This window comes from Nocardia sp. NPDC003726 (assembly GCF_053586955.1).
This window is the reverse complement of the sequence record NZ_JBSFNF010000003.1, coordinates 72255-97043: the sequence shown is the minus strand read 5'-3', so window position 1 is coordinate 97043 and position 24789 is coordinate 72255. Positions and strand designations below refer to the sequence as shown.

At 66.9% G+C, this 24789-nt stretch carries 26 protein-coding genes and 1 pseudogene; 19 read left to right on the top strand and 8 right to left on the bottom strand.

Translation table 11 applies throughout. The features are described 5' to 3' along the window. Position 1: 1 nt before the first annotated feature. Entirely contained in the window at positions 2-367 is a 366-nt protein-coding gene (locus tag ACWDMM_RS05205; protein WP_195079201.1) for a hypothetical protein, read from the bottom strand. Continuing rightward, the gene (locus ACWDMM_RS05200) at positions 351-1619 is read right to left on the bottom strand and encodes an aromatic ring-hydroxylating oxygenase subunit alpha (protein ID WP_195079202.1); all 1269 of its coding nucleotides are present in this window, start codon (positions 1617-1619) and stop codon (positions 351-353) included. The genes ACWDMM_RS05205 and ACWDMM_RS05200 overlap by 17 nt, the downstream gene beginning before the upstream one ends. Before the next feature lie 305 nt (positions 1620-1924). Here ACWDMM_RS05200 and ACWDMM_RS05195 point away from each other — a divergent pair, with 305 nt between their 5' ends. The 12 genes from ACWDMM_RS05195 (at position 1925) to ACWDMM_RS05140 (ending at position 15258) form a co-directional block, all read left to right on the top strand. Further along, entirely contained in the window at positions 1925-3283 is a 1359-nt protein-coding gene (locus tag ACWDMM_RS05195) for an ABC transporter substrate-binding protein (protein ID WP_449936352.1), read from the top strand. A 16-nt stretch (positions 3284-3299) separates the two neighbouring features. Continuing rightward, positions 3300-5423 (top strand): branched-chain amino acid ABC transporter permease, encoded by a 2124-nt coding sequence (locus tag ACWDMM_RS05190; RefSeq protein ID WP_357205703.1) that lies wholly within the window; start codon positions 3300-3302, stop codon positions 5421-5423. Beyond that, positions 5401-6114 carry an ABC transporter ATP-binding protein gene (locus ACWDMM_RS05185; protein WP_195079204.1) on the top strand — a complete coding sequence of 238 codons (714 nt, stop codon included), beginning with the start codon at positions 5401-5403 and terminating at the stop codon, positions 6112-6114. Before ACWDMM_RS05190 ends, ACWDMM_RS05185 begins: the two co-directional genes overlap by 23 nt. A 65-nt stretch (positions 6115-6179) precedes the next feature. Further along, positions 6180-6869 (top strand): ABC transporter ATP-binding protein, encoded by a 690-nt coding sequence (locus ACWDMM_RS05180; RefSeq protein WP_357205889.1) that lies wholly within the window; start codon positions 6180-6182, stop codon positions 6867-6869. Next, positions 6866-7237 (top strand): hypothetical protein, encoded by a 372-nt coding sequence (locus ACWDMM_RS05175; RefSeq protein ID WP_195079206.1) that lies wholly within the window; start codon positions 6866-6868, stop codon positions 7235-7237. The genes ACWDMM_RS05180 and ACWDMM_RS05175 overlap by 4 nt, the downstream gene beginning before the upstream one ends. A 220-nt stretch (positions 7238-7457) precedes the next feature. After that, positions 7458-8624, top strand: coding sequence for an acyl-CoA dehydrogenase family protein (locus ACWDMM_RS05170; RefSeq protein ID WP_357103545.1), 1167 nt, complete (start codon positions 7458-7460; stop codon positions 8622-8624). Continuing rightward, on the top strand, positions 8624-9388 hold the full coding sequence (locus tag ACWDMM_RS05165; protein ID WP_195079207.1) for an SDR family NAD(P)-dependent oxidoreductase: 765 nt from the start codon (positions 8624-8626) through the stop codon (positions 9386-9388). Before ACWDMM_RS05170 ends, ACWDMM_RS05165 begins: the two co-directional genes overlap by 1 nt. Beyond that, positions 9388-10614: a CaiB/BaiF CoA transferase family protein gene (locus tag ACWDMM_RS05160; protein WP_195079208.1), complete on the top strand. Its 1227-nt coding sequence runs from the start codon at positions 9388-9390 to the stop codon at positions 10612-10614. The genes ACWDMM_RS05165 and ACWDMM_RS05160 overlap by 1 nt, the downstream gene beginning before the upstream one ends. Next, positions 10611-11444: an enoyl-CoA hydratase/isomerase family protein gene (locus ACWDMM_RS05155; RefSeq protein ID WP_195079209.1), complete on the top strand. Its 834-nt coding sequence runs from the start codon at positions 10611-10613 to the stop codon at positions 11442-11444. The genes ACWDMM_RS05160 and ACWDMM_RS05155 overlap by 4 nt, the downstream gene beginning before the upstream one ends. Then, positions 11437-12582 (top strand): thiolase family protein, encoded by a 1146-nt coding sequence (locus tag ACWDMM_RS05150; RefSeq protein ID WP_195079210.1) that lies wholly within the window; start codon positions 11437-11439, stop codon positions 12580-12582. The genes ACWDMM_RS05155 and ACWDMM_RS05150 overlap by 8 nt, the downstream gene beginning before the upstream one ends. Before the next feature lie 13 nt (positions 12583-12595). Next, positions 12596-13747, top strand: a complete 1152-nt coding sequence (locus tag ACWDMM_RS05145) for an acyl-CoA dehydrogenase family protein (RefSeq protein ID WP_449936081.1) — start codon at positions 12596-12598, stop codon at positions 13745-13747. Positions 13748-14043: 296 nt separating this feature from the next. Beyond that, the gene (locus ACWDMM_RS05140; protein ID WP_195079212.1) at positions 14044-15258 is read left to right on the top strand and encodes a cytochrome P450; all 1215 of its coding nucleotides are present in this window, start codon (positions 14044-14046) and stop codon (positions 15256-15258) included. Between the two features lie 148 nt (positions 15259-15406). Here ACWDMM_RS05140 and ACWDMM_RS05135 read toward each other — a convergent pair whose 3' ends face one another. Continuing rightward, complete coding sequence (locus ACWDMM_RS05135) at positions 15407-15712, bottom strand: hypothetical protein (RefSeq protein ID WP_195079213.1); 306 nt, start codon at positions 15710-15712, stop codon at positions 15407-15409. Then, entirely contained in the window at positions 15709-15819 is a 111-nt protein-coding gene (locus ACWDMM_RS05130) for a polymorphic toxin type 37 domain-containing protein (protein WP_323124072.1), read from the bottom strand. Before ACWDMM_RS05130 ends, ACWDMM_RS05135 begins: the two co-directional genes overlap by 4 nt. Positions 15820-15978: 159 nt before the next feature. Between ACWDMM_RS05130 and ACWDMM_RS05125 the strand changes: the two genes are divergently transcribed. After that, positions 15979-18756 carry an AAA domain-containing protein gene (locus ACWDMM_RS05125; protein WP_195079214.1) on the top strand — a complete coding sequence of 926 codons (2778 nt, stop codon included), beginning with the start codon at positions 15979-15981 and terminating at the stop codon, positions 18754-18756. A gap of 43 nt (positions 18757-18799) precedes the next feature. Here ACWDMM_RS05125 and ACWDMM_RS05120 read toward each other — a convergent pair whose 3' ends face one another. The 3 genes from ACWDMM_RS05120 to ACWDMM_RS05110 form a co-directional block, all read right to left on the bottom strand. Next, positions 18800-19351, bottom strand: a complete 552-nt coding sequence (locus ACWDMM_RS05120; protein WP_195079215.1) for a hypothetical protein — start codon at positions 19349-19351, stop codon at positions 18800-18802. A 253-nt stretch (positions 19352-19604) separates the two neighbouring features. Continuing rightward, a complete protein-coding gene (locus ACWDMM_RS05115; protein WP_357103081.1) occupies positions 19605-19889 on the bottom strand; it encodes a hypothetical protein in 285 nt (94 codons plus the stop codon). A gap of 19 nt (positions 19890-19908) precedes the next feature. Next, complete coding sequence (locus ACWDMM_RS05110) at positions 19909-20106, bottom strand: hypothetical protein (RefSeq protein WP_449936076.1); 198 nt, start codon at positions 20104-20106, stop codon at positions 19909-19911. A 61-nt stretch (positions 20107-20167) separates the two neighbouring features. Between ACWDMM_RS05110 and ACWDMM_RS05105 the strand changes: the two genes are divergently transcribed. Both ACWDMM_RS05105 and ACWDMM_RS05100 read left to right on the top strand, forming a co-directional pair. Beyond that, positions 20168-21319 (top strand): helix-turn-helix domain-containing protein, encoded by a 1152-nt coding sequence (locus ACWDMM_RS05105; protein WP_449936073.1) that lies wholly within the window; start codon positions 20168-20170, stop codon positions 21317-21319. After that, positions 21273-21479, top strand: coding sequence for a DUF397 domain-containing protein (locus ACWDMM_RS05100; RefSeq protein WP_195079218.1), 207 nt, complete (start codon positions 21273-21275; stop codon positions 21477-21479). The genes ACWDMM_RS05105 and ACWDMM_RS05100 overlap by 47 nt, the downstream gene beginning before the upstream one ends. Before the next feature lie 131 nt (positions 21480-21610). Here ACWDMM_RS05100 and ACWDMM_RS05095 read toward each other — a convergent pair whose 3' ends face one another. Beyond that, positions 21611-21889 carry a hypothetical protein gene (locus ACWDMM_RS05095; protein WP_357296692.1) on the bottom strand — a complete coding sequence of 93 codons (279 nt, stop codon included), beginning with the start codon at positions 21887-21889 and terminating at the stop codon, positions 21611-21613. Positions 21890-22106: 217 nt separating this feature from the next. Here ACWDMM_RS05095 and ACWDMM_RS05090 point away from each other — a divergent pair, with 217 nt between their 5' ends. From ACWDMM_RS05090 to ACWDMM_RS05075, 4 genes and pseudogenes are all read left to right on the top strand, one after another. Further along, positions 22107-22529: a hypothetical protein gene (locus ACWDMM_RS05090; protein ID WP_195079220.1), complete on the top strand. Its 423-nt coding sequence runs from the start codon at positions 22107-22109 to the stop codon at positions 22527-22529. 81 nt (positions 22530-22610) lie between these two features. Beyond that, entirely contained in the window at positions 22611-23636 is a 1026-nt protein-coding gene (locus tag ACWDMM_RS05085) for an FAD-dependent monooxygenase (RefSeq protein ID WP_449936069.1), read from the top strand. A 237-nt stretch (positions 23637-23873) separates the two neighbouring features. Next, positions 23874-24133, top strand: a pseudogene (locus tag ACWDMM_RS05080) (IS982 family transposase); the annotation flags it as partial. Between the two features lie 38 nt (positions 24134-24171). Beyond that, positions 24172-24585, top strand: a complete 414-nt coding sequence (locus ACWDMM_RS05075; protein WP_357205653.1) for an Imm10 family immunity protein — start codon at positions 24172-24174, stop codon at positions 24583-24585. Positions 24586-24789 lie beyond the last annotated feature (204 nt).

The window sequence follows — 24789 nt, the reverse complement described above, 5'->3', positions numbered from 1 at the left end:
GTCAGACCACCGGCTCGCGGACGATATCCAGATACGCCGCGCCGGAATCCGGCACCCGCGGCTGCTTCCACACCTCCACCGGGAACGACACCATCACCAGCGACTGCAACAGGTGGAACAGGTTGCGCGCCTCGTCGGGCAGGTCGTTCCAGTCGGACTTGTCGATGTGGTCAAGGGCGGATCGCAGGCGCGGGAACACCGTGTCGTACAGCCGCTGCATCTCGTCCATGGAGGAGGCGAGGCGCTTGGCGTAGCGTTCCGGCTCGGTGGCCAGTATCCAGTCCGAGAATTGCGCCAGGTCGGCGAACTCGGCGGGCAGCGGGGCGGTGCGGGCACGGTCGGTCGGCTGGTCAGTGGGCGCGGCCATCGCGGTACTCCTCGACGATCTTCTGAGCGGTCTTGTGCAGGTGACGGAGCAGGATCTCCTGGTCGTTGAGCGGGAACTCGGTGACCTCGCGGGTGGCGATCATGGTCTGGGTCGCCTCCAGGGTGTTCGCGTCCTGCAGCGCGTACTCCTTGAAGGTCACCGCGGCCAGTTCCTGGGCCAGCCGCTGCCTGGCGTCGGCGGCGGGCACGAAATACAGGCTCGCCTCGAAGATGTGCCGGTCCACTGCGGTCGGCCAGTAGTGATAGGTCAGGTACCAGCCCGGCGCCCAGAACAGCAGCGAGAAGTTCGGGAAGAACTCGAATTCGTCTACGCCCCAAGCCCGGTGGCGGGCCGGGTTGATGCCTTCCGGCAGCGGCTCCAGACCCTCGATGTCGGGCCGGTCCCATGGACCGAACAGACCGCTGCGCAGTTCGCGCTCGATCGGCTTGACCATCGTCGGGTCCTTCGGCGGGGCCATCCCGCCCCAGGACGAGATCATCGAGTGCGGGGCGGCTATTTCGTAGTGCAGGGCTTCGTAACCGACGCCGTAGAGCTTGTCGGCCTCGTCCTTGACCGCTTGCTTCTGGTGCAGCACGGGCGCGTGGTAGAACTCGGCGAACGCGTCGATGAACAGTTTCCAGTTGCTGCCGATCTCGGCCCGGTAGCTGAAGACCTCGGTCATCCGGTCGAACGGGTACCCCTCGAGACCCTTGGCCAGCGGACCCAGGTATTCGGTGAGCGGCTTGGCGTTGTCGTCGAGATTGACGAAGATGAAGCCCTCCCACACCTCGCAGCGCACCGGCTTCAACCCGAATTCGTCCTTGTCGAGGTCGAAGAACTCCTTCTCCTGCTGGACGAAGGTCAGCTCGCCTTTCAGGCTGTAGCGCCAGGCGTGGTACTTGCAAGTGAACTGGCGGCAGGTACCCGCGGTCTCCTCGCCCGGGTAGTCGTCCCAGACCAGCTTGTTGCCACGATGACGGCAGATGTTGTGGAACGCGCGCACCACGCCGTCGTTGTCCTTGACGACGATCAGCGAGGTGCCGACGCAGGCGAGTTCCTTGGTGAAGTAGTTGCCCACCCGGGGCAGCCGGTTCACCCGGCCGACGTTGAGCCAGTTCTTGCGGAAGATTGCCTGACGCTCGTCCTCGTAGAAGGCGGGGTCGATGGAGTCGGTGTAGTCGACCGGCTCGGTGCCCAGCTCGGGATAGTTCTGCGTCCAGCTTCCCGCGGCAGGTTTGGTGAAGTGTGACATGCGCCTCCTTACCTCCGAATGAGAATATCATTCTCAAAATCAACTAGTAGATTTCCATTCGGCTGCGACACTGTCAACGCTGATCGGGCGCCGTGGCGCCACCGGCGGCCCCGCCCGCTGCCGGATCTCGCTCTCCAAAGAGTAGATATTGATTATCCGAATCTGAGAAGATAGTTTCCCTGGCAGCGAGCGTGCCCTCGGAGCACGTGCTGCTCATCGGAGAGCAACGGGCGAGACCTCGGCGAGGACCACCGATCGCGTGCCGGGCGGCCCACAGAGGAGGAACTACGGTGAAACCGCAGCGAATGATCGTTGCCGTGATGGCGATCGCGCTCTTGGTGGCCGGGTGTGGGCGTGACGGCGGTGGGCGCGGCGCCGACGAGGGTTCCGGCTCGGCCGCCTCCGGCAACTTCGGCAACCTGACCGGCGTCTGCCGGCCCGGGAGCGCCAAAACCGCCTCCGCCCAGGGGGTCACGGCGACCGAGATCGAAGTCGGGGTCTTCTCCGACATCGGCTTCACGAAGAATCCCGATCTGGTCGACGCCGCGAAGGTGTTCACCTCTTGGTGCAACGCGGCAGGCGGCATCAACGGCCGCAAGCTCGTGACCAACTTGCGCGACACCAAGCTCATGGAGGTGCGCCAGCGCATGCTGGAGTCCTGCCGGGAGGACTTCGCGCTCGTCGGCGGCAGCGCGGCGCTGGACGGGCTCGGCGTGAAGGACCGGCTGTCCTGCTTGCTGCCCGAGTTCCCCGCCCAGGTCACCCAGACCGCGAACACCGGCTCCGACCTGCAGTTGGGCGGCGGTTCGTCGGCCTCGGAATCGGTCAACCCGTACACCGGTTTCCAGGACTGGCTGATCAAGGAGGCCTACCCCGATTCGGCCGGCGCGATCGGGATGATCAACGGCGATTCACCGATCACCAAGGTCATGGGCGAGAAGATGACCGAATCGCTGACGGCGGCGGGCGCGAAGATCGTCTACAACGACCTGTATCCGCTCGCGGGCGTCTCGGACTGGACGCCGTACGCGCAGGCGATCAAGGCCGCCGGCGTCAAAGGCCTGATCTTCTTCGGCGAGTACCGCTACCTCGCCAAACTGCAGGACGTGCTCACCAGCATGAACTACGAGCTGGACTGGATCGACGCCAACGCCAACTCCTACAACCAGTCGTTCCTCGACGTCACGAAGAACTCGCTGGCCGCGCAGAACAACTACGCCGACCTGAGCGGCACCGCCCCGCTGGACGCGGCCGCGCAGGTGCCCGCGGTGCAGCAGCTGAAGGATCTGTTCGAGCAGTACGCGCCTAGCAGTCCCATCACCTTCCAGGTGCTGCGCGCCTTCCAGTCGTGGTTGCTGTTCGCCAAGTCGGCGACCGGTTGCGGTGACGATCTCACCCGCGCGTGTGTGTACAACGCCGCGCATCAGGAGACGGCGTGGACCGGCGGCGGCCTGCAGGCTCCGGTCGATCTGTCCCGGCCGCTGTCGGAGCAGACTCGATGCTTCAACGTCCAGCAGGCCACGCCGGACGGGTGGAAGACGGCGGATTTCAAGCCGAACAACGGCGTATTCCGCTGCGGCTTCACCCCGTACGAGTACACCCGGGATTTCGGCAAGCCGCTGACCCTCGCCGACGTCGGCAAGAGCATGAGCGACCTGAAGTGACGGAGCATTCGCGCTGATGGAGCAGTTCATCGCCTTCGGGATCGTCGGCCTCAGCACCGCGGCGATCTATGCCGTGATCGGCAGCGGCCTGGTGCTCACCTACACCACCACCGGCGTGTTCAATTTCGCGCACGGCGCGGCGGGAATGATCTCGGCGTTCGTCTACTGGCAGCTCACCATCGGTTGGGGCTGGCCCGCGACGGTGGCGATCGTCGCGGTGCTGCTGGTCTTCGCGCCGCTGTTCGGCTTGCTGTTCGGCAAGGCGCTGGCGCCGACCCAGGGGCTCGGCGACGCCGAGAGGCTGGTGATGACCATCGCCCTGCTCAGCGGCCTCATCGTGCTGGCGCGCTGGATCTGGAATCCGAACGAATCACGTTCGCTGACCAGGTTTTTCGCCGACAAGCCACCCATCGACCTCGGCGCGGTCATCCTCACCTGGCATCAAGCCCTCACCATGGCGGTGGCGGTGGCGGTCGCCGCCGGGCTGCGCATCCTGCTGTATCGCACCAGGATCGGCGCCGAGATGCGGGCCACCGTGGACGATCGCGCACTGGTCGGTCTGACCGGCGCCGATCCACGGCGGGCGAACCGGATCGCCTGGATGCTCGGCATCGAGCTGGCCGCGATCGGCGGCATCCTCATCGCGCCGACCGTGGCGCTGGATGCCGGGCAGCTGTCGCTGCTGATCGTCAGCGCCTACACCGCGGCCATCTTCGGGCGGCTGCGCAACCTGCCCATGACGTTCGCGGGCGCGGTGGTGGTCGGTCTGCTGGAGAGCTACCTCACCGGGTATCTCCCGCAGAACGACTATCTGCCCGGCCTGCGGCTGGCGGCGCCCGCGCTGTTGTTGTTCGTGGCGCTGCTGGTCTTTCCGCACGGCCGGTTGCGTGGCCGGGACCGCAAGCTCAGCCCGGTGCCGCTGCCGTCGCTCCGCGGTTCGGTGGCGTTCGCCGTCGCGGTGATCGTGCTCGGCCTGATGCTCGCGACCATGCTCACCGAATCCGATCTGATCACCTACGGCGCGATGTTCGCATGGGGCGTGATCGCACTGTCCTACGTGCCGCTGCTCGGTTTCGCCGGTCAGATCTCGCTGTGCCAGCTCAGCCTGGCCGGCGTGGGCGCGGTGGCCTACGCGCATCTGGGACCGGACGGTCAGTGGTGGGCACTGCTCGCCGCGATGGGCATCGCCGCAGTGGTGGGGGCGGTGGTCGCGGTGCCGGCGCTGCGGCTGTCGGGGGTGTACCTGGCGCTGGCGACGGCGGCGTTCGCGGTCATCCTGGATCGCTGGATCTTCACCCTGCCCTCCTTCGAGATCCTCGGCGTGCGGATCGCGCTGTTCGACCAGGGCTCGGTATCGCTGGTCGGGCCGAATCTGTTCGGGTTGGAATTGGATACCACCGCGGAGGTGACCGTCTTCGCCGCCGTGTGCCTTGCCGTGGCGGGCTTGACGGTGGTGTTGTTGCGGCGCAGCCGTTTCGGACGTCGGTTGATCGCCTTGCGGGACAGCGAGGCCGCCTACGCCACGCTCGGCGGCAGCCTGCTCGCGGCGCGGGTGCTGGTCTTCGCGCTGGCCGCGGCCATCGCCGGGCTCGGCGGCGCGCTGTACGGCATGCAGGTGCAGGCCGTCGCGCCGGAACAGTTCAATCTGGTGGCCGGATTGCCGATCTTCTTGATCGTGACCATCGCCGGTCTCGGCGCGGTCGGTGCGGGCCTGTTCACCGGCGCGGTCTTCGCCGGACCGTTGAACGTGATCCCCGTGCTGTGGCCGGGCCTGCAGAATCTGGCGCAGGTGCTGCCCGCGCTCGGCGGTATCGCCTTCGGCGGTGGCGTGCTGAAGGACGGGGCGATCGCGACGATGCGCGCGGACTGGCTGCCGCTGCTGCGCGACCGGATCGTCGCACCGCTGCTGGTGCTGGTGATCCTGGGGCTGTGGGGCCTGCGGCTGATCGACGTCGTCGACGGCTGGGGCTTCACCCTCGGCGTGGTGGTGGCCGCCGTCGCGGCGCGCGTCGGGCACGGCGTGCGGACGCGGCCCGCACCGGATCCGGCCCGGACTCCGGTGGAGTGGTGGGGCCTGCGACGACCGTGGAGTTCCGGAGACGAGGAGGTGCTCGACCGTGCCGTCGCTACTGGAAGTTGACGATGTCACCGTCGTCTTCGGCGGCAACCGCGCGCTCGACGGCGCGGGATTGCGCGCCGAACGCGGCGCGGTGACCGGGTTGATCGGCCCCAACGGCGCGGGCAAGAGCACGTTGTTCGACGTGATCTGCGGCCTGCGCAAGCCGACGAAGGGACGCGTGGCGATCGACGGCGCCGACGTCACCCGGCTCGGCCCGGCTCGCCGGGCCCGGCACGGCCTGGCCCGCACCTTCCAGCGGCTCGAGCTGTTCGGCAGGCTGAGCGTGCGCGACAACCTGCTGGTCGCCGCGGAACTCGGCCCGCAGCGCAGGCACGCCGCCAGGATCGTCGCCGAGATCATCGACCGGCTCGGTCTGCACGAGATCGCCGACGCCTGCGCCGACGAACTGCCCACCGGCACCGGCCGTCTGGTGGAAGTGGGGCGCGCCATCGCGGCGCGGCCCAGCCTGATCCTGCTCGACGAGCCGGCCGCGGGGCAGGACCCCACCGAGACCGAGCGGTTCGGTGAACTGTTGCGCTCGCTGGCCGACGACGGCGCCGCGGTGCTGCTCGTCGAACACGACATGGGCTTGGTGATGAACGTCTGCGACGAGGTGTTCGTGCTGGATCTCGGCAAGGTGATCGCCTCGGGTCCGCCCGCGGTGATCCGCGCCGACGAGACCGTCCTCGCGGCCTATCTGGGGGACGTATGAGCGTGCGGAGTGCACTCGAGACAACAACGCAGACAACGTCGTCCGCTCCCGCCCAGCTGCTCGCCATGCGCGAGGTGCGCGCCGCCTACGCCGCCATCACCGTGCTGCACGGCGTCGATCTGGAGGTCGCGGCCGGACAGGTGGTGGCACTGCTCGGACCCAACGGCGCGGGCAAGACCACCGCGCTGAAGGTGATCGCGGGCATCCACCCGGTCGCGGCGGGGCGGCTGCTGCTCGGCGGGCGCGACGTGACCGGAGCCGCCCCGCGCGACCTGGCCCGCGCGGGCGTCTGCCTGGTCCCCGAGGGTCGTGGCGTGTTCCCGAATCTCACCGTGCGCGACAACCTGCTGATGATGACCTTCACCGGGCGGTCGCGGGAGGAGATCGAGGAGATCGCCTTCAGCCGCTTCCCGATCCTCGGCAAACGCGCGGGCCAGATCGCGGGCACCATGTCCGGCGGCGAACAGCAGATGCTGGCGCTGGCTCGCGGCCTTGCGACCGATCCGGCCGTGCTGCTGCTCGACGAACTGTCCATGGGTCTGGCCCCGCTGGTCGTCGGCAGGCTCTACGACGAGGTCGCCGAGATCGCCCGTCAGGGAGTCGCGGTGCTGGTGGTCGAGCAATTCGCCGCCGCCGTGCTGGATATCGCCGATCACGCGGCGGTCCTGGTGCGCGGCCGGGTGGTGCGGCGAGGACACCCCGACAGCGCAATCCGCAACGAATTGGCAGCCCTCTACCTAGGAAGTCCCCCATGACCGAATCCCGCGCGGAGCGTTTCGTCCGCGAACTGCAGCAACTGAAGATCCCCGATCCGGCGGTGGGCCGCTCCGGATTGTGGCTGCGCACCGGCGTCACCCTCATGGTGGCCGGGCCGCTGGTGGCGGTGCTGGCGTATTTCCTCTCGCACGGCACGACCGACGCGCTCACCCAGCGCGACGCCATCACGCTGGCCCTCGGTGGTGTGGCGGCCAGCGTGGTGGGTTCGGCGCTGTTCCTGCGCTATTCGCTGACCAACTTCCTGCGCTTCTGGCTGGCGCGCCAGTCCTACGACCTGGATGAACTCGGCAATCGGGTGCTCGGCCCCGAGTTGCGCTACGACGGGGCGGCCTCGGCGCCCCGATGAGCCTCGGTGCGCCCGCCGCGCCGAGGGACGGGGATCGGCTCGCGCGTCGTCCGCCTCGACTGGGGAGACGGAGGGCCTTACGCGCGGTACCGAGCGGTCGCCCGTCGGATGCCGCCGGTGCGGGAGGGCTGGATCGACCTTCCGCACCGGCGTGCGGTGAGCGAGCCGCGATACGAGAAGTGGAGGTGCGGAAGTGTCTGGTGACGCCAACGACGAGGGCATGAATTTCGAGCTCACCGAGGATCAGGAGCTGATCCGCACATCGGTGGCCGAGTTGTGCCGCAAGTTCGACGACCAGTACTGGATGGCGAAGGACCAGGCGCACGAATTCCCCACCGAGTTCTACGACGCCATCGCGGGCGGCGGGTGGCTCGGCATCACCATCCCCGAGGAGTACGGCGGCCACGGCCTCGGCATCACCGAGGCCACCCTGCTGGCCGAGGAGGTGTCGCGCTCCGGCGGCGGGATGAACGCGGCTAGTTCCATCCACATGTCGATCTTCGGCATGCATCCCGTGGTGGTGCACGGCTCCGAGGAATTGAAACGCCGCACCCTGCCGCGCGTCGCGAACGGCGAGCTGCACGTGTGCTTCGGCGTCACCGAACCCGGTGCGGGACTGGACACCCCGCGCATCACGACCTTCGCCCGCCGCGACGGCGACCACTACGTGGTGAACGGCCGCAAGGTGTGGATCTCCAAAGCGCAGGAGTCGCGAAAGATCCTGCTGCTCACTCGGACCAGTTCCTACCAGGACGTCACCAAGAAGACCGACGGCATGACCTTGTTCCTCACCGATCTCGATCGCGCGCACGTCGACATCCGTCCGATCGCCAAGATGGGCCGCAACGCCGTCACCTCCAACGAGCTGTTCATCGACGACCTGCGTATCCCGGTGGAGGACCGGGTCGGGGAAGAGGGCGAGGGGTTCCGGTACCTGCTGGACGGACTGAATCCCGAGCGCATGCTCATCGCCGCCGAAGCCCTCGGCCTCGGCCGGGTGGCGCTGGACCGGGCGGTGCGATACGCGCGGGAACGCGTGGTCTTCGACCGGCCGATCGGCATGAACCAGGGCATCCAGTTCCCGCTGGCCGATTCGCTGGCCCGGCTGGACGCCGCCGAGCTGATGCTGCGCAAGGCCACCTGGCGCTACGACAACGGCAAATCCTGTGGACGCGAGGCGAACACGGCGAAATACCTGTGCGCCGACGCCGGATTCACCGCCGCCGACCGGGCGCTGCAGACGCACGGCGGCATGGGTTACGCCGAGGAATATCACGTGGCCCGCTACTTCCGGGAGGCGCGCGTGATGCGCATCGCCCCCGTGAGCCAAGAAATGATCTTGAACTACCTGGGTTCGCATGCCCTGGGATTGCCGAGGAGCTACTGATGCCGCAGCAGACATTGTTCGACTTGACTGAGCGTTCTGCGCTGGTCACCGGCGCGGCGGGCGGTATCGGGTCGGCGGTGGCGCAAGCGCTGGCCACCGCGGGGGCGGCCGTGCTGGTCACCGATCTCAACGGCGAGGCGGCCGCCGCGGTCGCGGAGAAGATCGTCGCGGACGGCGGCGTCGCTGCCGCGTGCGCCCTGGACGTCTCCGACCGGGATTCCGCCGCGGCGGCCGCCGAGCAGGCCGCCGGGCTCGCCGGCGGCGTGCTGCACATCGTCGTGAACAACGCCGGGGTCACCGCGCCCGCGATGTTCGCCGACACCACAGCGGAATCGGTGCGGCGGCTGTTCGACATCCACGCGCTCGGCACGATCAACTGCTCGCAGGCCGCGTTGCCGTTCCTGCCCACCGACGGCACGGGGCGCATCATCAACGTCACCTCCGCCGCCGGCATCGTCGGCACGCTCGGCCAGGTGAACTACTCGGCCGCCAAAGCCGCGATCATCGGCATCACCAAATCACTGGCGAAAGAGCTGGCGCGCAAAAACATCCTGGTCAACGCGTTGGCCCCGCTGGCGGCGACGCCGATGACCCACACCATCCGCACCGACGAGCGGTTCTCCGAACAGATGCTCAACCGAATCCTGTTGCGGCGCTGGGCCGAACCGGAGGAAGTCGCGGGCGCGTTCGTCTTCCTCGCCTCCGACGCCGCCTCCTTCGTCACCGGCCAGGTGCTGCCGGTGGACGGCGGCACGGTGATCTGATGGCGGACCTCGCGCAGGGCGTCGAGTCGTCCGGTGGGCCACTGGCCGGTATCACGGTGATCGCCCTGGAACAGGCGGTGTCCGCACCGATGTGCACCCGCACCCTCGCCGATTTCGGCGCACGGGTGATCAAGGTGGAGCACCCCGACGGCGGCGATTTCGCCCGGTACTACGACGACGTGGTGCACGGGCAGGCCGCCCACTTCGTCTGGGTCAACCGCGGCAAGGAATCGGTCACCCTCGACCTGAAAACGCCCGCGGGCGTAAAGTTGCTGCACCGCCTGCTGGGCCGGGCCGACGTGCTGGTGTCCAACCTCGCGCCCGGCGCCACCGCGCGCCTCGGCCTCGCGCCCGCGGATCTGGCCGCACGTCATCCGGATCTGATCGCGGTGGAGATCGACGGTTTCGGCGCGGGCGGGCCGCTGTCGCACAAACGCGCCTACGACCTGCTCGTGCAAGCCGAATCGGGCGTCTGCGCGGTGACCGGAACCGCGGACGCCCCGGCCAAACCCGGTCCGCCGGTCGCCGACGTCACCACCGGTCTGTACGCGGCGCTGTCGATCCTGGCCGCGCTGTGCGGGCGGGCCAGGGGCGCGGCCAACGGCAACACGATCGCGGTGAGCCTGTTCGACACCATGGCCGAGCTGATGGGCTATCACCTGACCTACGCGCGGCACGCCGGGGTGGATCAGCAGCCGCTCGGTATGAGTTCACCGGCCGTGGCGCCCTACGGCGCCTACGCCACCGCCGACGGGCGAACAGTGGTGCTTGGCACCACCAACGACCGGGAGTGGCAGCGTTTGGCGACCGAGATTTTGAACCGCCCGGATCTCGCCGCCGACGAACGATTCCGCACCAATCCCGGGCGCGTGCGCCACCGCGCCGAGATCGACGCGGCGATTGCCGCGTGGTGTCTGCGTCACGACTTGGCGCGGATCCAGAAGATCGCCGACGACGCCGGGATCGGCAACTCTTGCTTTCACCGCCCGAGCGAAGTGCTCGGCCATCCGCAGCTCACCGAGCGCGGCCGTTGGCGCGACATCGAGACCCCCGCAGGCCCGATCCCGTCCCTGCTGCCACCCGCGATCCTCGCGGGTTTCGAGCCACCGATGGGACCGGTGCCGGGTCTCGGCGCGCACACCGACGCGGTGCTTCGCGAACTCGGCTGCACCGCAGCGGATATCGAGGCGCTGCGCGACTCGGGAACGATCGGGCCGCGCCGATGACCGGGCCGGTGCTGCTGCGGGAGGATCTCGACGGCGTGCGCACGCTGACGCTGAACCGGCCGCATCGCAAGAACGCGATCGACGCCGAACTCTGGGCCGCGCTGGCCGACGCGCTGCGCGCCGCCGCGGCCGACCGCACCGTTCGCGCCTTGGTGCTCACGGGCGCGGGCGGCGCGTTCTGTTCCGGCGCGGACATCTCCACTCCGGACAACGCGCACCCGGTCTACCGGATGCGCGCCCTCACCGACGTCGCGATGCTGCTGCACGAGCTTCCGCTGCCCACCGTCGCGAAGGTCGCCGGGGTCGCGGTCGGCGCGGGCTGGAATCTGGCGCTGGGCTGCGACCTGGTGGTGGCCACCCCGGAATCGACGTTCGCGCAGATCTTCGCCCGCCGCGGCCTGTCGCCGGATCTCGGCGGCTCCTGGCTGCTGCCCCGGCTGATCGGCATGCAGCGGGCCAAACGGCTGGCGCTGCTGGCCGAGACGATCGACGCGGCGCAGGCACGGGAACTCGGGCTGGTGACCTGGGTCGTAGCGGGGAACGAGATCGACGGATTCGTCGCGGATCTGGGTGCGCGGCTGGCGGCCGGACCGCCGGTGGCGCTGGCTCAGACCAAGGCGCTGCTGCACGAAGGCGCGGTTTCGGCACTCCGCGAAGCGCTCGCTGCCGAGGCGAGGGCGCAGGGCTTGAACTTCGCCACCGCGGACGTCCCCGAGGCGTTCGCGGCCTTCGCCGAACGGCGTGAGCCGCGGTTCACCGGCCACTGGACGGTTCGGCGGCCACCGATCCGCGCCGCCGAGAATTCCGAGAAGGGGAGACGAGATGCGTGAGGTAGTCATAGCCGCGGCGGTCCGCACCGCCGTCGGCAAACGCAACGGGGGACTGTCCGGGGCGCATCCGGCCGATCTGTCCGCGCTGGTGCTCACCGCGCTGGCCGAGCGCTGCGGCATCGACCCGGCACTGATCGACGACGTGATCTGGGGCTGTGTCTCCCAGGTCGGCGACCAGTCCAGCAACATCGGCCGCTACGCCGTGCTGGCGGCGGGCTGGCCGGAGAGCATCCCGGGCACGACGGTCAACCGGGCCTGCGGGTCCAGCCAGCAAGCGCTGGATTTCGCCGCGCAAGCCGTGCTCTCCGGACAGCAGGACATCGTAGTTGCCGGGGGCGTGGAAGTGATGAGCCGGGTGCCGTTGAACGCGGCCAAGGCATCCGGAGCCCCCTATGGGCCGAAGGCATTGGCCCGCTACCAGGATTTCGCCTTCAACCAGGGCATCTCCGCCGAGTTGATCGCGCGGAAGTGGGGTTTCGGTCGCACGCGGCTCGACGAGTACGCCGCGCGCTCGCACGAACTCGCCGCCGCCGCCCAGGACGCGGGCGCGTTCGCCGACCAGATCGTCTCCGTCACCACCGAGTCGGGCGTGGTGCGCGCCGACGAGGGGATACGGCGGGGCACCACCGCGGCGAAGCTCGCCGGGCTGAAGCCCGCCTTCCAGGACGACGGTGTGATCCACGCTGGCAACGCTTCCCAGATCTCCGACGGTGCGGCCGCACTGCTGGTGACCACGCCGCGGAAGGCGCGGGAGCTGGGCCTGACGCCGTTGGCCCGCTACCACGCCGGCGCCGTGGCCGGTTCCGATCCGGTGCTGATGCTCACCGGCCCGATCCCCGCGACCGAGAAGGTGCTGCGCAAAGCGGGTCTGGCGCTCGCAGACATCGGCGTCTTCGAGGTGAACGAGGCGTTCGCACCCGTTCCGCTCGCCTGGCTCGCCGAGACCGGCGCCGAGGAGGCGCTGATGAATCCGCTGGGCGGAGCGATCGCGCTCGGGCATCCGCTGGGCGCGTCGGGAGCGGTGCTGATGACCCGCATGCTGCACCACATGCGGGACAGCGGAATCCGCTACGGCTTGCAGACCATGTGCGAGGGCGGCGGCACCGCCAACGCCACCGTCGTCGAACTGATGTCCTGAACGGAGGAGCGCCGTGCGACGAGAGCTGTTCACCACCGACCACGAGGCGTTCCGGGAGCTGGTCCGGGAATTCGTCGACAAGCGGATCGCGCCGAACTATGCCGAGTGGGAGAAGAACGGCAGGATGCCCCGCGAGATCTTCGCCGAGATGGGCCGACTCGGGCTGCTCGGCTTCGCGTTGCCCGAGGACCACGGCGGAGCCGGGATCCGTGACTACCGGTACAACGTGATCCTGCAAGAGGAGGCGGCGCGAGCCCTGGTCACGCTCGGCACCGTGCGCACCCAGCTCGACGTCATCCTGCCGTACTTCCTGGAGTACGCCGATGCCGCGCAACGGGATCGGTGGTTTCCCGGACTCGCGTCGGGGCAACTGCTCACCGCGATCGCCATGACCGAGCCCGGCGCCGGTTCAGATCTGGCGGGCATGCGGACCAGCGCGGTGCGCTACGGCGAGGACTATGTGCTCAACGGCGCCAAGACCTTCATCACCGGCGGCCTGCTCGCGGACCTGGTGATCGTGGTGGCGCGCACCGCCACCGACCCGGACGACCGGCGCGCCGGGCTGACTCTGCTGGTGGTGGAGGACGGGATGCCCGGCTTCACCCGCGGCCGCATGTTGGAGAAGATGGGCTGCAAGGTGCAGGACACGATGGAGCTGGCGTTCCACGACGTCCGGGTGCCCGTGGCCAATCGGCTCGGCGCCGAGGGCGCGGCGTTCGGCTACCTCGGCCACAATCTGCCGCAGGAGCGGCTCACCGTCGCGGTCGGCTCGGTCGCCCAGGCGGGTGCCGCGATCAACGCGACCGTCGAATACACCAAGCAGCGCAAGGCCTTCGGCACGCCGGTCGCCTCGTTCCAGAACACCAAGTTCGAACTCGCCGCCCTGTCGGCGGAAGTCGAAGCCGCGCAGACCATGATCGATCGCGCGGTGCTCGAACTGGTGGAGGGCACGCTGTCCGGCGCGGACGCCGCCCGCGTGAAACTCTTCTGCACGGAGGTGCAGGCGCGCGTCGTTGACCGTTGCCTGCAACTGTTCGGCGGATACGGGTACATGATGGAGTACCCGATCGCGCGCTTGTACACCGATGCGCGCGTGGCCCGCATCTACGCGGGAACCAGCGAGGTCATGAAGATGATCGTCGCCAGGGACCTGGGCCTGTCCTGAAACTGCTTTGATTTTCAACGGTTTACTGGAAATTGCCTGTGCATCTTTCCTGAGAGCGGTACCGTGCACAGCGCTGATATCTGCATCGTTGCTGATGACTCGACGCGTCATCGCCGCGCGGTGTGGGCATCGGCGGAGTTGGTTCGTGAACAGCACTGCTCTCCGAGCGGGATCGGCGTACCTGCCCGCAGGAGTGAGAACGCTCGGCGAGGATCTGTTCCATCGATTGGAGTCTCGTCTTTGACCGTGCACTACATCCCGGTGCCGCCGCGACAGCGTTCGTCCGCGGGTGCCCGATGATCCAGGGTGAGCCCACCGGAGGGGTGGGACCGCGCTACGCCATCTACGGGGAGGAATTCGCCAACGACCCGCACCGTGCCTATGCCGAGATGCGGGATCGCCACGGTGCGCTGGTCCCCATCGAACTGTCGCCGGGCGTACCGGCCACCCTGGTGATCGGCTACGCCGCCGCTCTGCGCATCCTCAACGACCCCGAACGGTTTCCGGCCGATCCACGCAACTGGCAGAACAGTATCCCGGCCGACTCACCGGTGCGGCCGATGATGGAGTGGAACCCGACGGTGCTGCGCAGCAGCGGTGAACTGCACCAACGCTTTCGGCGCGCTCACGTGTACGCCCTCGACGGGATAGACCTGTACGAGTTGCGCCAGGATGTGGAACGTATCGCCGTCCCGCTCATCAACTCGTTCTGCGAGTCGGGGAAGGCCGATCTTGTCACCCAGTACGCGTTCCCGCTGGTTTTCCAGGTGCTCAACCGAATGGTCGGCTGCACACCGGAGTTGGGTCAGCGGGTGGCGGCCGGGGTGGCGGCGCTGTTCGAAGGGATCGACGCCGAATGGGGGATGAAGCATCTCGCCGAGGCGCTGCTGGAACTCATCATCCAGAAACGAGCCCACCCGGGCGACGATGTCTCTTCAAGGCTGGTGCACCATCCGTCGAATCTCGACGACGAGGAAGCGCTCTACAACCTGAGCACCATCTACGGCGCCGGGGTGGAACCGCAACAGAACCTCATCGTCAACACCCTGCTGCTGATGATGACCGATGAACGATTCGGCGGCAGCATGCTCGGCGGCAGCCTGGCCACCCGAGACGCCTTGGACGAAGTGCTGTTCAACGATCCGCCCCTGGCGAACTTCTGCACCACCTATCCGCGTCAAGCGGTCCTCGTGGAGGACACATGGCTGCCGGCCAATCAGCCGGTGCTGATCAGCCTGGCCGCGTGCAACAACGACCCGGCCATCCGAAGCGGCGACTTCACCGGCAACCGATCCCACCTGGCCTGGAGCATCGGCCCGCACGCCTGCCCGGCCCGCTCACCCGCGTACGTGGTCGTCGAGGCCGCGATCGACCTGCTGCTCGACGCACTCCCGGAACTGGAACTGGCGATACCGGCCGAAGAACTCGTCTGGCGGCCGGGACCGTTCCACCGGGCACTGGCGGCCCTGCCGGTCGTCTTTCCACCGTCGCCACCACTGAACGCTTTGTAAGGCACGCGTTGCCGGTGATGCCGACCGCGTCCGGTTTGCCGGCAATTCGGTCTGAAGCTCACATACGACCACGAGCGGGTTGTCGTGGCGAAAATTGATCCACAACTACCCGTGTGCGTGGCCTGTGTCTGAAGACCGGATGGGGCTGCTACCCGAGGACTTCTTCGTGCCACCAGCGATCGGGGTGGCTGAACCAGGGGCCGACCCGGTCCGCGCTGAGGACTCGTAGTTCCTTCAGGTCGATGTGGTATCTCCGGTAGAGCGCGACGATCTCGTACAACCCGCCTTCATCGACGGCGTCGAGATCGACGGTGAGATACAACGTGCGCGATTGTCCTCGGTACGACTCGATGCAGGGGATCGCGTCGAGCCACCCGAAGAACACCGCCTCGTCGTGCGGCGAGTAGTGCGTGACGCCGGTGGCTTCGATGACCACGGTGCCTGTGCCGTTCATCGCGACTTTCCGGCTGGATACACGTTCGTATAACCACCTTCCTTCTCTTGGACGTCCCAGTGCGGGACGCCGTGTGCTGTCGAGCCTCGACCGGTCGGTACCCACACGTCTATCCGCGTCTGTCATACCGAATGCTGCTCAGCGACAGTATGTTTCAATCGAAACGTGTAGTCTGTGCGCTGCGGGGACGTCAAGCAAGCAGCGGTGGCCGCAGCGGCGTGGAAATCGAGCACCGCGCACTGTGGTGCCGGCACAAGGGGGGTTCGATGCTCGATCCGCGAGTTGTCGCGGTCGTCATCCGTCGCAAGGAGGACTGGGTCCCAGAGGACAAGACTCTGGAGATCACCGAGTTCGATCCGCGATCGGACCGGGTATGGGTGCGGTTCGGCAGGTCCAGGAGCTATCCATTCGGGCGGGAGCGAGTGACGATTCTCGACCGGCCTGCGCCGGTATCGCTGGGCCCGTATGCGCAATTGTTCGTCGACGGAGTCCCGATGGACGCGATCGAGGCGCACGTTTTCACCGGACCGCCGGAGGCGGGATCGTGGTGGCACGTCCGCGGTACGGGCGGATGGAATGTCTACAGCATGGATCGGGTGCAGGTACTGCCGAACGCCGCCACTGCCCCCCGCTCCAAGGATGTGCTGACCTACTGGCGGACGGTGGCTGAGCGGCTGACCGACGATTCCGGCCTACTGCTCCGAAACCACCAGAACCTGAGCTTCATTCATCCAGAAAGCGCGTTGACCCGGATTCTCGAGCAGGCGCCGGTAGAGCCCCGCCCGGACAGCGAGGTGCCGCTGGCGGTGTACCCGTTCCGCACGAACATCAGTCAAAGTACGGCGGTGCGCAACGCATTGCGGTATCCCGTCTCGGTGATCGATGGTCCACCTGGCACCGGGAAGACGCAGACGATCCTCAACATCATCGCCTCCGTCATCTGCCGACCTGGTGCGACCGTGGGGGTGGTGTCTTTCAGCAACTCCGCTGTCGACAACGTTTTCGAGAAGCTGACCAAAGAAGGCTTCGGGATGGTGGCGGCCAATCTGGGACGCGTCGAAAAGCGGCAGGAGTTCTTCGACCGCCAGGCGGCACGCAACGTGGCAGTCGATGCGATGCTGCGCGTCGGTACCGCACCCGCCGCGGACGCTGCAGATGAACTCGCCAAGGTGAACCGGCGACTGGCCGCGCTACTGGAACAGGACCGTCTGCGCGCCCGGCTACGCCATCAACTGCACGCATACCGGCTGGAACAACAGCATTTCCAGTCGTTTTTCGACCGCCACGAGATACCGGACGCCGGCGACCTGCCACTGCTGCGCCGCTACAGCGCGGACAAACTGCTCGATTTCATCGCCGACACCGATCCGCGCTGGATCCGCGACCGTGGCTTGGGGCGGATGGTGGAGTTGATGAATCGCTACTTCAGGTACCGGGCGCTGCGCCACGTCGACGCCGGGGACATCGACGTCGTGCTGCGGATTCAACGCTTGTATTACGAGAAGAAGATCGCCGAACTCGAGCGGCGGGCCGAACAGCTGACCAGAACACTGGAGCGCAAGGACTTCGAAGCACTCTTGGCGGACCAGGCGCGGCTGTCCCAGCAGTTGCTCCATGACGCGCTGCGCTCCCGATACGGCTCGATACCCCGCACGGTCTACACCCCACAGTATCGACAGCAGTTCGGGCAGTTCACCCACGACTACCCGCTGATCCTGAGTACTTGCCATTCGCTCCACAACAGCATCGGGCGCTCCACCCTCCTGGACTATCTGATCATCGATGAAGCATCACAAGTGGACCTGGTGACCGTGAGCCCGGCACTGGCATGTGCGCGGAACCTCATCGTGGTCGGCGACCTGGCACAGCTACCGCCGGTCACGAAAGACCTCACCGACCCTCCGCCGGCACCCGATCCGGTCTTCGACTACCGGCGCAGCGTTCTGTCCTCGGTCATCGAACGGTACAGCGATCAGTTGCCCCGGACGATGCTGCGTGAACACTATCGGTGTGATCCGGACATCATCGAGTTCTGCAATCGGAAGTTCTACGACGGTCTGCTGATTCCGTATACGCGCAGCACGCCCGGTGTGGCCCCGATGACGGTGGTGCGTACGGCCCCCGGCAACCACATGCGCCGCGCCTACGGCGACGACGACCCGAAGTCGAAGGGACGGAGCAACCAACGCGAGATCGATGTAATCCTGCACGAGGTGCTGCCCTGGATATCCGCCGATATTCCACCGCACGAGGTCGGGGTCACCACTCCGTATCGCCGTCAGGCGAACAAGGCGACCGATGCTCTGATCGAGGCCATCGAGTCCGACACAGTGCATCGCTTCCAAGGTCGAGAGAAGGACGCGGTCGTCATGACCACGGTGTTGGACGACACCCCCAGCAGCCGGGCAGCTTTGCGGTTCGCCGACGATCCTCAATTGATCAATGTGGCCGTATCCCGGGCGATGCGCTTGTTCGTCCTGGTCACCCATCATTCCGGGTTGCCGGAGAGCCGACACCTGCGCGATCTGATCGGCTACATCCGGTACCGGGACCCGGACAACGCGGTCGTCGACAGCGATGTGGTGTCGATCTTCGACCTGCTGTACACCGACTACACGCGGCGGCGGCGCGCGCACCCGCATATCGGGTGGGGGCGCACCCGATGGCCTTCGGAGGACATCGCCCTCACCATGCTGGAGGGGGTGCTCGCCGAGCCCCGCTACGGTCACCTCGCAGCACACCGGCAGGTCTACCTGCAGAACGTGTTCCCACGTGGTCTGGACCGGCTCGATGCTCGGCAGCGTGAGTTCGTCCGGCGCCGATCGTCGTTCGATTTCGTCATCTACAACCGGATCACCAACGAGAGCGTCGGCGCCATCGAAGTGGACGGCTTCAGCACCCATGAAGCGAACCCGACGCAGCTCGCCCGCGACGCGGTGAAGGACGAGATCTGCCGGCGCTACAACTTCGGACTGCTGCGCCTGCCGACAACCGGGAGCGGCGAGGTCGCTCGGGTGCGCAGGTTCCTCGACCGGCTGCCTTGAGACCCGAAAATTCGCCGCCGATACCGGCTGCCACGCCGGACGTTCATCCCTTGGCTGTGACGGTCCATATCGCCAGCTCGGCTTCGCGAGTCGGCGTTCCGTTCCACGGATGGGTCCGGAATTGATTGTCCGCGAGGTACTCCATGTATTTCGCTCCGGCATATCCCCAATTGGTGATATCCAGCTCGGCCGTCTTCTGTCCGAGTTCGCTTTCTTTCCAGACATGTGCGATGTCGGTGGCGATCGGGCGTAGGTCATCCGGTGTTGCCGCCGTGGGTACATCGAGGGTGATGAGGAATCTCATTTCGTCCAGTCGGCGGGGATCGCCCACCACGTTCACAGAATTGAGACACGCTCCCACCGGTAGGTGCGTCGCTGCCAGGGCGGTCTTCAATTCCTCGGTAACCAGGGGGTCGGCAGACAGGGCGGGGCAGCTTGCTGGTTTGGTTGTCGTCGAGGTTGTCGTCGAGGGCGTCGCATCGCTCGGCTCCACCGCCGAATCCACCGGGCTGCCCGAACCGCAACCGCCCAGCACTGCGACACCGGCGACGGCGGCCAGCAGACTGGACGCAATACGAACCATCAACCCCACCATGCTCCTCCGCTCGGGTTCGACTCAGCCATGGGCCGCATGTCCCCCCTCCACGCATCTCTTGCGAGAACAGTCGGGAACTCCCGATATGACTGAGGTTTCATCCTATCCGCCGCCACCGGAACCCGATCCGACCACCGCGAAGCCCTGGTTACACCGTCGCCGACCATGCACTGAGCAGGCGACTGTCCGTACCCGCGACCCGAGTTCTCGGATGCGTTCTCAGATCACCGCGACTTCTTTCCTCGGATCGAAGTCACTCGAGGTGTGGGTGTTTCCCCTGTTCTCCGGGCGGATGCCACCGGGTCAGCTCCCGGCGGCACGCCGCGAACTCCTCGGGGTCGCGCAGCGCCCGGCCTGCGGCGAGATCCAACTCGAACGAGTGGTCGCTGTGGCCGGTCGTCGCCGCGATCATCTCGCGGGCGGTGGAGCGTATTGCCGACTTGTCGCCGGTCATCGTCCAGCAGTACGCATCCGGCACGTGGATGAGCCAGCGTGGGCCGCAGCAGTGCACCTCGACGTAGTACCGGCGTACGGTCACGGCCTCCGCGCTCTGACCGTCACTCGGTCCATGACAGGGCTTCGGTGAGGGTCACCGGAGGCGGGGGAGGGGTCGACACCCCGCCTCCGGGACGTTCGGGTGCGGCGGACCACTGCCGCAGCGCGGCCGCGTAGCGCTCGAGCACGGGCAGCGACACGCCCTTGTAGGGGGCGCGCGGCCGGGGGAACGGAACGCGTTGCGGCAGTCGGTTGGTCATGTGTCCTCCGCTGGTCGAATGGCGGCGAACGGGGAGTCTCGCCGCGCCGATCACGCGGTCAGTGGAGCACCCGACGCGGGCCGTGTGGATATTCCCGCGGAAATTCGCGATGCGAAGTGGCAAAAGCCCTGGACACCTTCCAGCGATCCTGCACAATGGCGTCCAGAAGGCCGGAATGCCGCCTTCCACAATATCTTTCGAAATATTCCAGTCAGCGGGTGCGGATATTCCACAGAAGGGAGCAAACAGTATGGGGGAGAGCGATGCGCGCGCCGGTATTCGGCAGCTCGAGGCCGACATTCGCGGGACCGGGGGCGTTCCACACCGCAGCCTCGGCCGCTGCCTGCGCGGGATGCGGCAGGAAGCGGGACTGTCCATCGAAGTGGCGGCGCGGGCCATCGGGCGCGGGGCGGGGACGCTGCACCGTTTGGAGACCGGTGCGCCGAACGTGATCGTGCGCGATGAAGACCTGCGGCGACTGTGCAAGCTGTATCAGCGGGTGGACATGCTGCCGGTGTTGAAATCGCTCGCGGCGCAGGGCAGGACGCCGTCATGGCTGGACGAGTTTCCCGATCAGGTGAATCCGACGTTCAACGCGTACATCCAGATGGAGGCGGCGGCCTCGCATCTCACGAGTTACCGTCCCGATCTGCTGCCCGGAATCTTTCAGATTCCCGAATACGCGCGGGCGCTGGACCGGGTGTACTTCCCCATGGATACCGCCGAGGCGATCGAGCGGAGAGTCAGGGTTCGGCGCAACCGGCAGGGGCTCATCACCCGCGATATCGCGCCGCTGAATGCGGTGCTGTTGCTGGACGAAGCGGCGACCAGGCGGGTGGTCGGCGGCCCTCGCGTCATGTCAGTGCAGTTGCGTCACCTCGCGGACCTGCCGCCGAACGTTCGCGTGCAGGTGCTTCCGTTCGGGGCCGGGTACCCGCTGGGAACATCCACCGGACCGTTCACGATTCTGGACTTCGCGGCAGACGACGACGGGCGGGTGCTGGAGCCGCCGGTGGTCTACGTCCAGAGCTATACCGGTGACATCTACCTGGAGCGACCCAGCACCGTTCGCCGCTATCGAACTGCAATCGAGGTGATGAAGCGGGTAGCGTTGGACGTGCCGAGTAGCAAACGCCTGCTGCGGCAGGCAGCGAAGGAGTTCGACTGTGTCCGTGGATCTATCCGGAGCGCGCTGGTTCAAGAGCACTCGTAGTTCCGCCGGTAGTGACTGCGTCGAAATCGCGCATCTGGACGGCGGCCGCGTGGGGGTTCGCGACTCGAAGAACCCTCACAGCGGGGTGCTGGTGTTCACGCCCTCGGAGTGGGACACGTTTGTGTCGGGCGCGCGAGACGGGCAGTTCGACCGGCCTTGAGTTGCGCCTGCTCGATCGCCGGTGTTCACCGAAGACGACAGTAGGCACGCGGGCGGCGGCAGCGAAGGTCCTGAGATCGGGGTTCCCGTGCCTTTCTTCTTCTGCTCGCCCATATTCGAGCGGTCCGCCCGTCAGTCGCCGACGAACAGGAGATATCCGTTGGCGCGGAGCGCGATGGACGATGCTCGCCTCAGCAGGTCGATGGCCTGCCGCTCGGCATCGGTCCGTACCTCGATCCCCTCGATCTGATCCAGGATCAAGCCGAGCTGGTACCGATTGAACATGGTGTCGCCGTAACGGGAGATGCCCCGTACCAAGCTGGTTTCGGGCTGCGCAGTGCACAGCTTGAACAGCGTTTCGTCCGCATCGTCACCGAAGCGGTGAATCTCGGCATGGTTGATGTCCTGCACAACGATGTCTGAAGCCACCTGATCCCTACTCGTCTCCTGCGGAATCCAACACTACGTCGATCAGGCGAAACAGCGGATCACGGCGGTCGTGGACATGGCCTCGGCGTAACGCCCATGGGCTGATGACGGATAAGACGTGCAGTCCGGTGTTCTCGAGCTTCCAGGGGCCCGGCCACCGGGCATGCCGATCAGTGTGCAGACTCAGAGGGGAAAGTTCATGCGCTCAGTCACCAAATTCGCCGCGACCGCCGCTGCCGCCGTCGTGGCCTGTGCTCCGGCGTTCGTCTTCGCCGGTACTGCCTCGGCCGAGGCGGTCAACCTGCCGGTCCTCTACACCACCGCGACGGAAGCGGGTCTGTGCTACGGCACGATTCGCGGGAACGTGGACCAGGACTCGTCCCAGGGGCTCCACCTCACCAGCGCCTTCCAGGGCATCGGTACCTGCGCGACCACCGCATACGTCTCCTGGCACAACATCGATACCGGGGCGCGCGGAAACACCACGATCAAGCTGGTCGGCTCGTGGTACAACTCGGCCACCATCCCCTCCGGCCCCGGTCACGTCGAATTGTCCGTCACCACGAAGGAGATCTTCCACTCGCCCGATTCGGTCCAGGTGCAGTACGTCATCCCGGGATAGACCGGGCGCTGTGCTTCTGCCGCCCTGGCGTCGGCAGCGATCGGCGGCGCGACCGTCGCATGCCGCTCTACGCTGAGTGACATGGTGACCATCGTCGGTGGAGGAATCGCCGGGACCGTGCTGGCGGGAGCGCTTGGCCGCGAAGGTATTCCGGTCCGTGTGTACGAAAGTCAGCCTTCGGTCGGCGTCGGGGCGTTCCTGGTACTGGACGACCGTGCCCATGCCGCGCTGACGACTCTCGGCGTGCCCGCCGATCGGCTGGACGAGGTCGCCCATCCGGTGGACGCCCTGCGGGTGGAGTACCAGCCGGGCGAAGCCCGTTTCGGGCCGAGCCGTGGTCATCGGCTGTACCTGCGTGCCGAACTCATGTCGGTGCTGACCGAATTCGCCACTGCCACAACGGCGGAATTCCACTACGGCACCGCGGTGACCGATATCGACCATGGCATGCTGTTCAGCGGCGCTACCCGGCTGCCCGCCGACGATGTCGTCATCGCGGCCGATGGCATCGACTCCCTCGCCCGCCGCCGGATCGAGCCGGGACGAACGCCCGAGTACGCCGGACAGATTGTGTTCTACGGCCGCACCGAGCGTGCTCAGGCGTTGCGCACCAAGAGCGCGGTGCTGCACTTCGACGGCCGCATCGGTGCGGATGGCCGCCCAGCGGGCGCGTTCGGTCACTACTGGGACGAAGGACTGTCCGTCTGGTTCGCCAGAGTCACCCGCCCAGCTCTTCCCGCTCCGGACCTCGGATTCCATCCGGTAGTGGAGTGGGCCGAACTGATCCGAACGGTCGCCCCTGGCATCCGTGACGTGGTCGATCTCCTGTTGGCCGAGACGGAGACCGTGCACATCTCCAATGCGCGCAACGTCCCTTTCACCGCAGCCGCTCCCGCACAGCTGCCGGTCATCCTCTGCGGGGACGCCGATCACGCCATCACACCGGCCGAAGGAGTCGGCGCGCGCGACGCCATCGAGGACGCGGCAGCCATCTTTCACGCACTGTCCACCGGGGCCTCGCCCGCGGACGCGATGACGGCCCGGCGCCGGCGGATCGCCACCGACCGGGAACGGGTCGTTCCGCCCTACCGCCGCGCCGCGAACTAGACGAGTAAGTCCGAAGGCCCGGTGATGCCCGGACATGGGCGGAGGGCGTCGAAGATCATTGAGTGACGAACGATCTGAACGCCCTCCTGACCGCACTGTACGTGAAGATTGATGATGAGTTGGCCCGGACCGAGGTGGACCGGCCGTCCGCCGGTGTCGACCGACTCGGAATCGGTGTGTCTGGCGGTGGCGCAGTCGTTGCTGGGGTTCACCTCCGAGGCGCACTGGGGGTGGTACGGAATCACCATGCTGCGGCCCTCGCGCAAGGACGAGACCGCCCGTTACGGTGAGCCGCTGCTGAAGAAGGTGCGCCAGTTTATCGAGTCGGTCAACGACACGCTCAAAGGCAACTCGACCTTGAAGACCACGGCGGCCGCAGCGTCGAGGGCGTCGCGATCCGCGTCGCCCAGCGCATACTGGCGATGGCCGCCGCGATCTGGCACAACCATACGATCGGCGCACCGGTCACCCGGTCACTGATTGCCTACGACCACTGACCAACACTCGGATCAGATGAGCATGCTAGAACACGTGGATGGCGTACAGGTTCACGGCGCTGGTTGCGTGCGAACTCGATGATCCAGATGTAGACGACTGCATGATGGCGGGCGTGGCGGAGTCGAATGACGAAGAGGGGTTCTCCTTGTTGTTCATGTGCGACTTCGACGATCCCGACGAACAGGATGTGTCGCTGGGCATGGACACACATTGCCTTGTCACGCCCGATCAGGGCACTGCCTATGGCTGCGTACGCGAGGTGGAGCTGACCGGCGACGTGCTTCGGGTGACCTTGGATCCCGAGTCGCTGGATGATCTCGGCCTGACCGATCCCGTTGTCGAGGCGTTGCTGCATGCGCCAGCAGCGGACGTGGCACGCATGCGCGAAGTGCTGCCGCGCATTCTGGCCTACGGACGCCCAGATACCCGGCCGCGACTGATCACGTCGTAGCAATTCATAGCGCCATCTGCCACAACCGCACCACCGGCAAACCCCGCACCCGGTCACGCATCTCCTACGACCACTGACCGAACTTCGGACTTACTCGTCTAGACGTCACCGCCGCGCGCTCCACCGCCGCACAGAGAAGCGGACACGCGGCGGTGCGTCGGCAGCGGAATGGCTCGGCGGTGAATTAACGTCAGGATCCCTGAG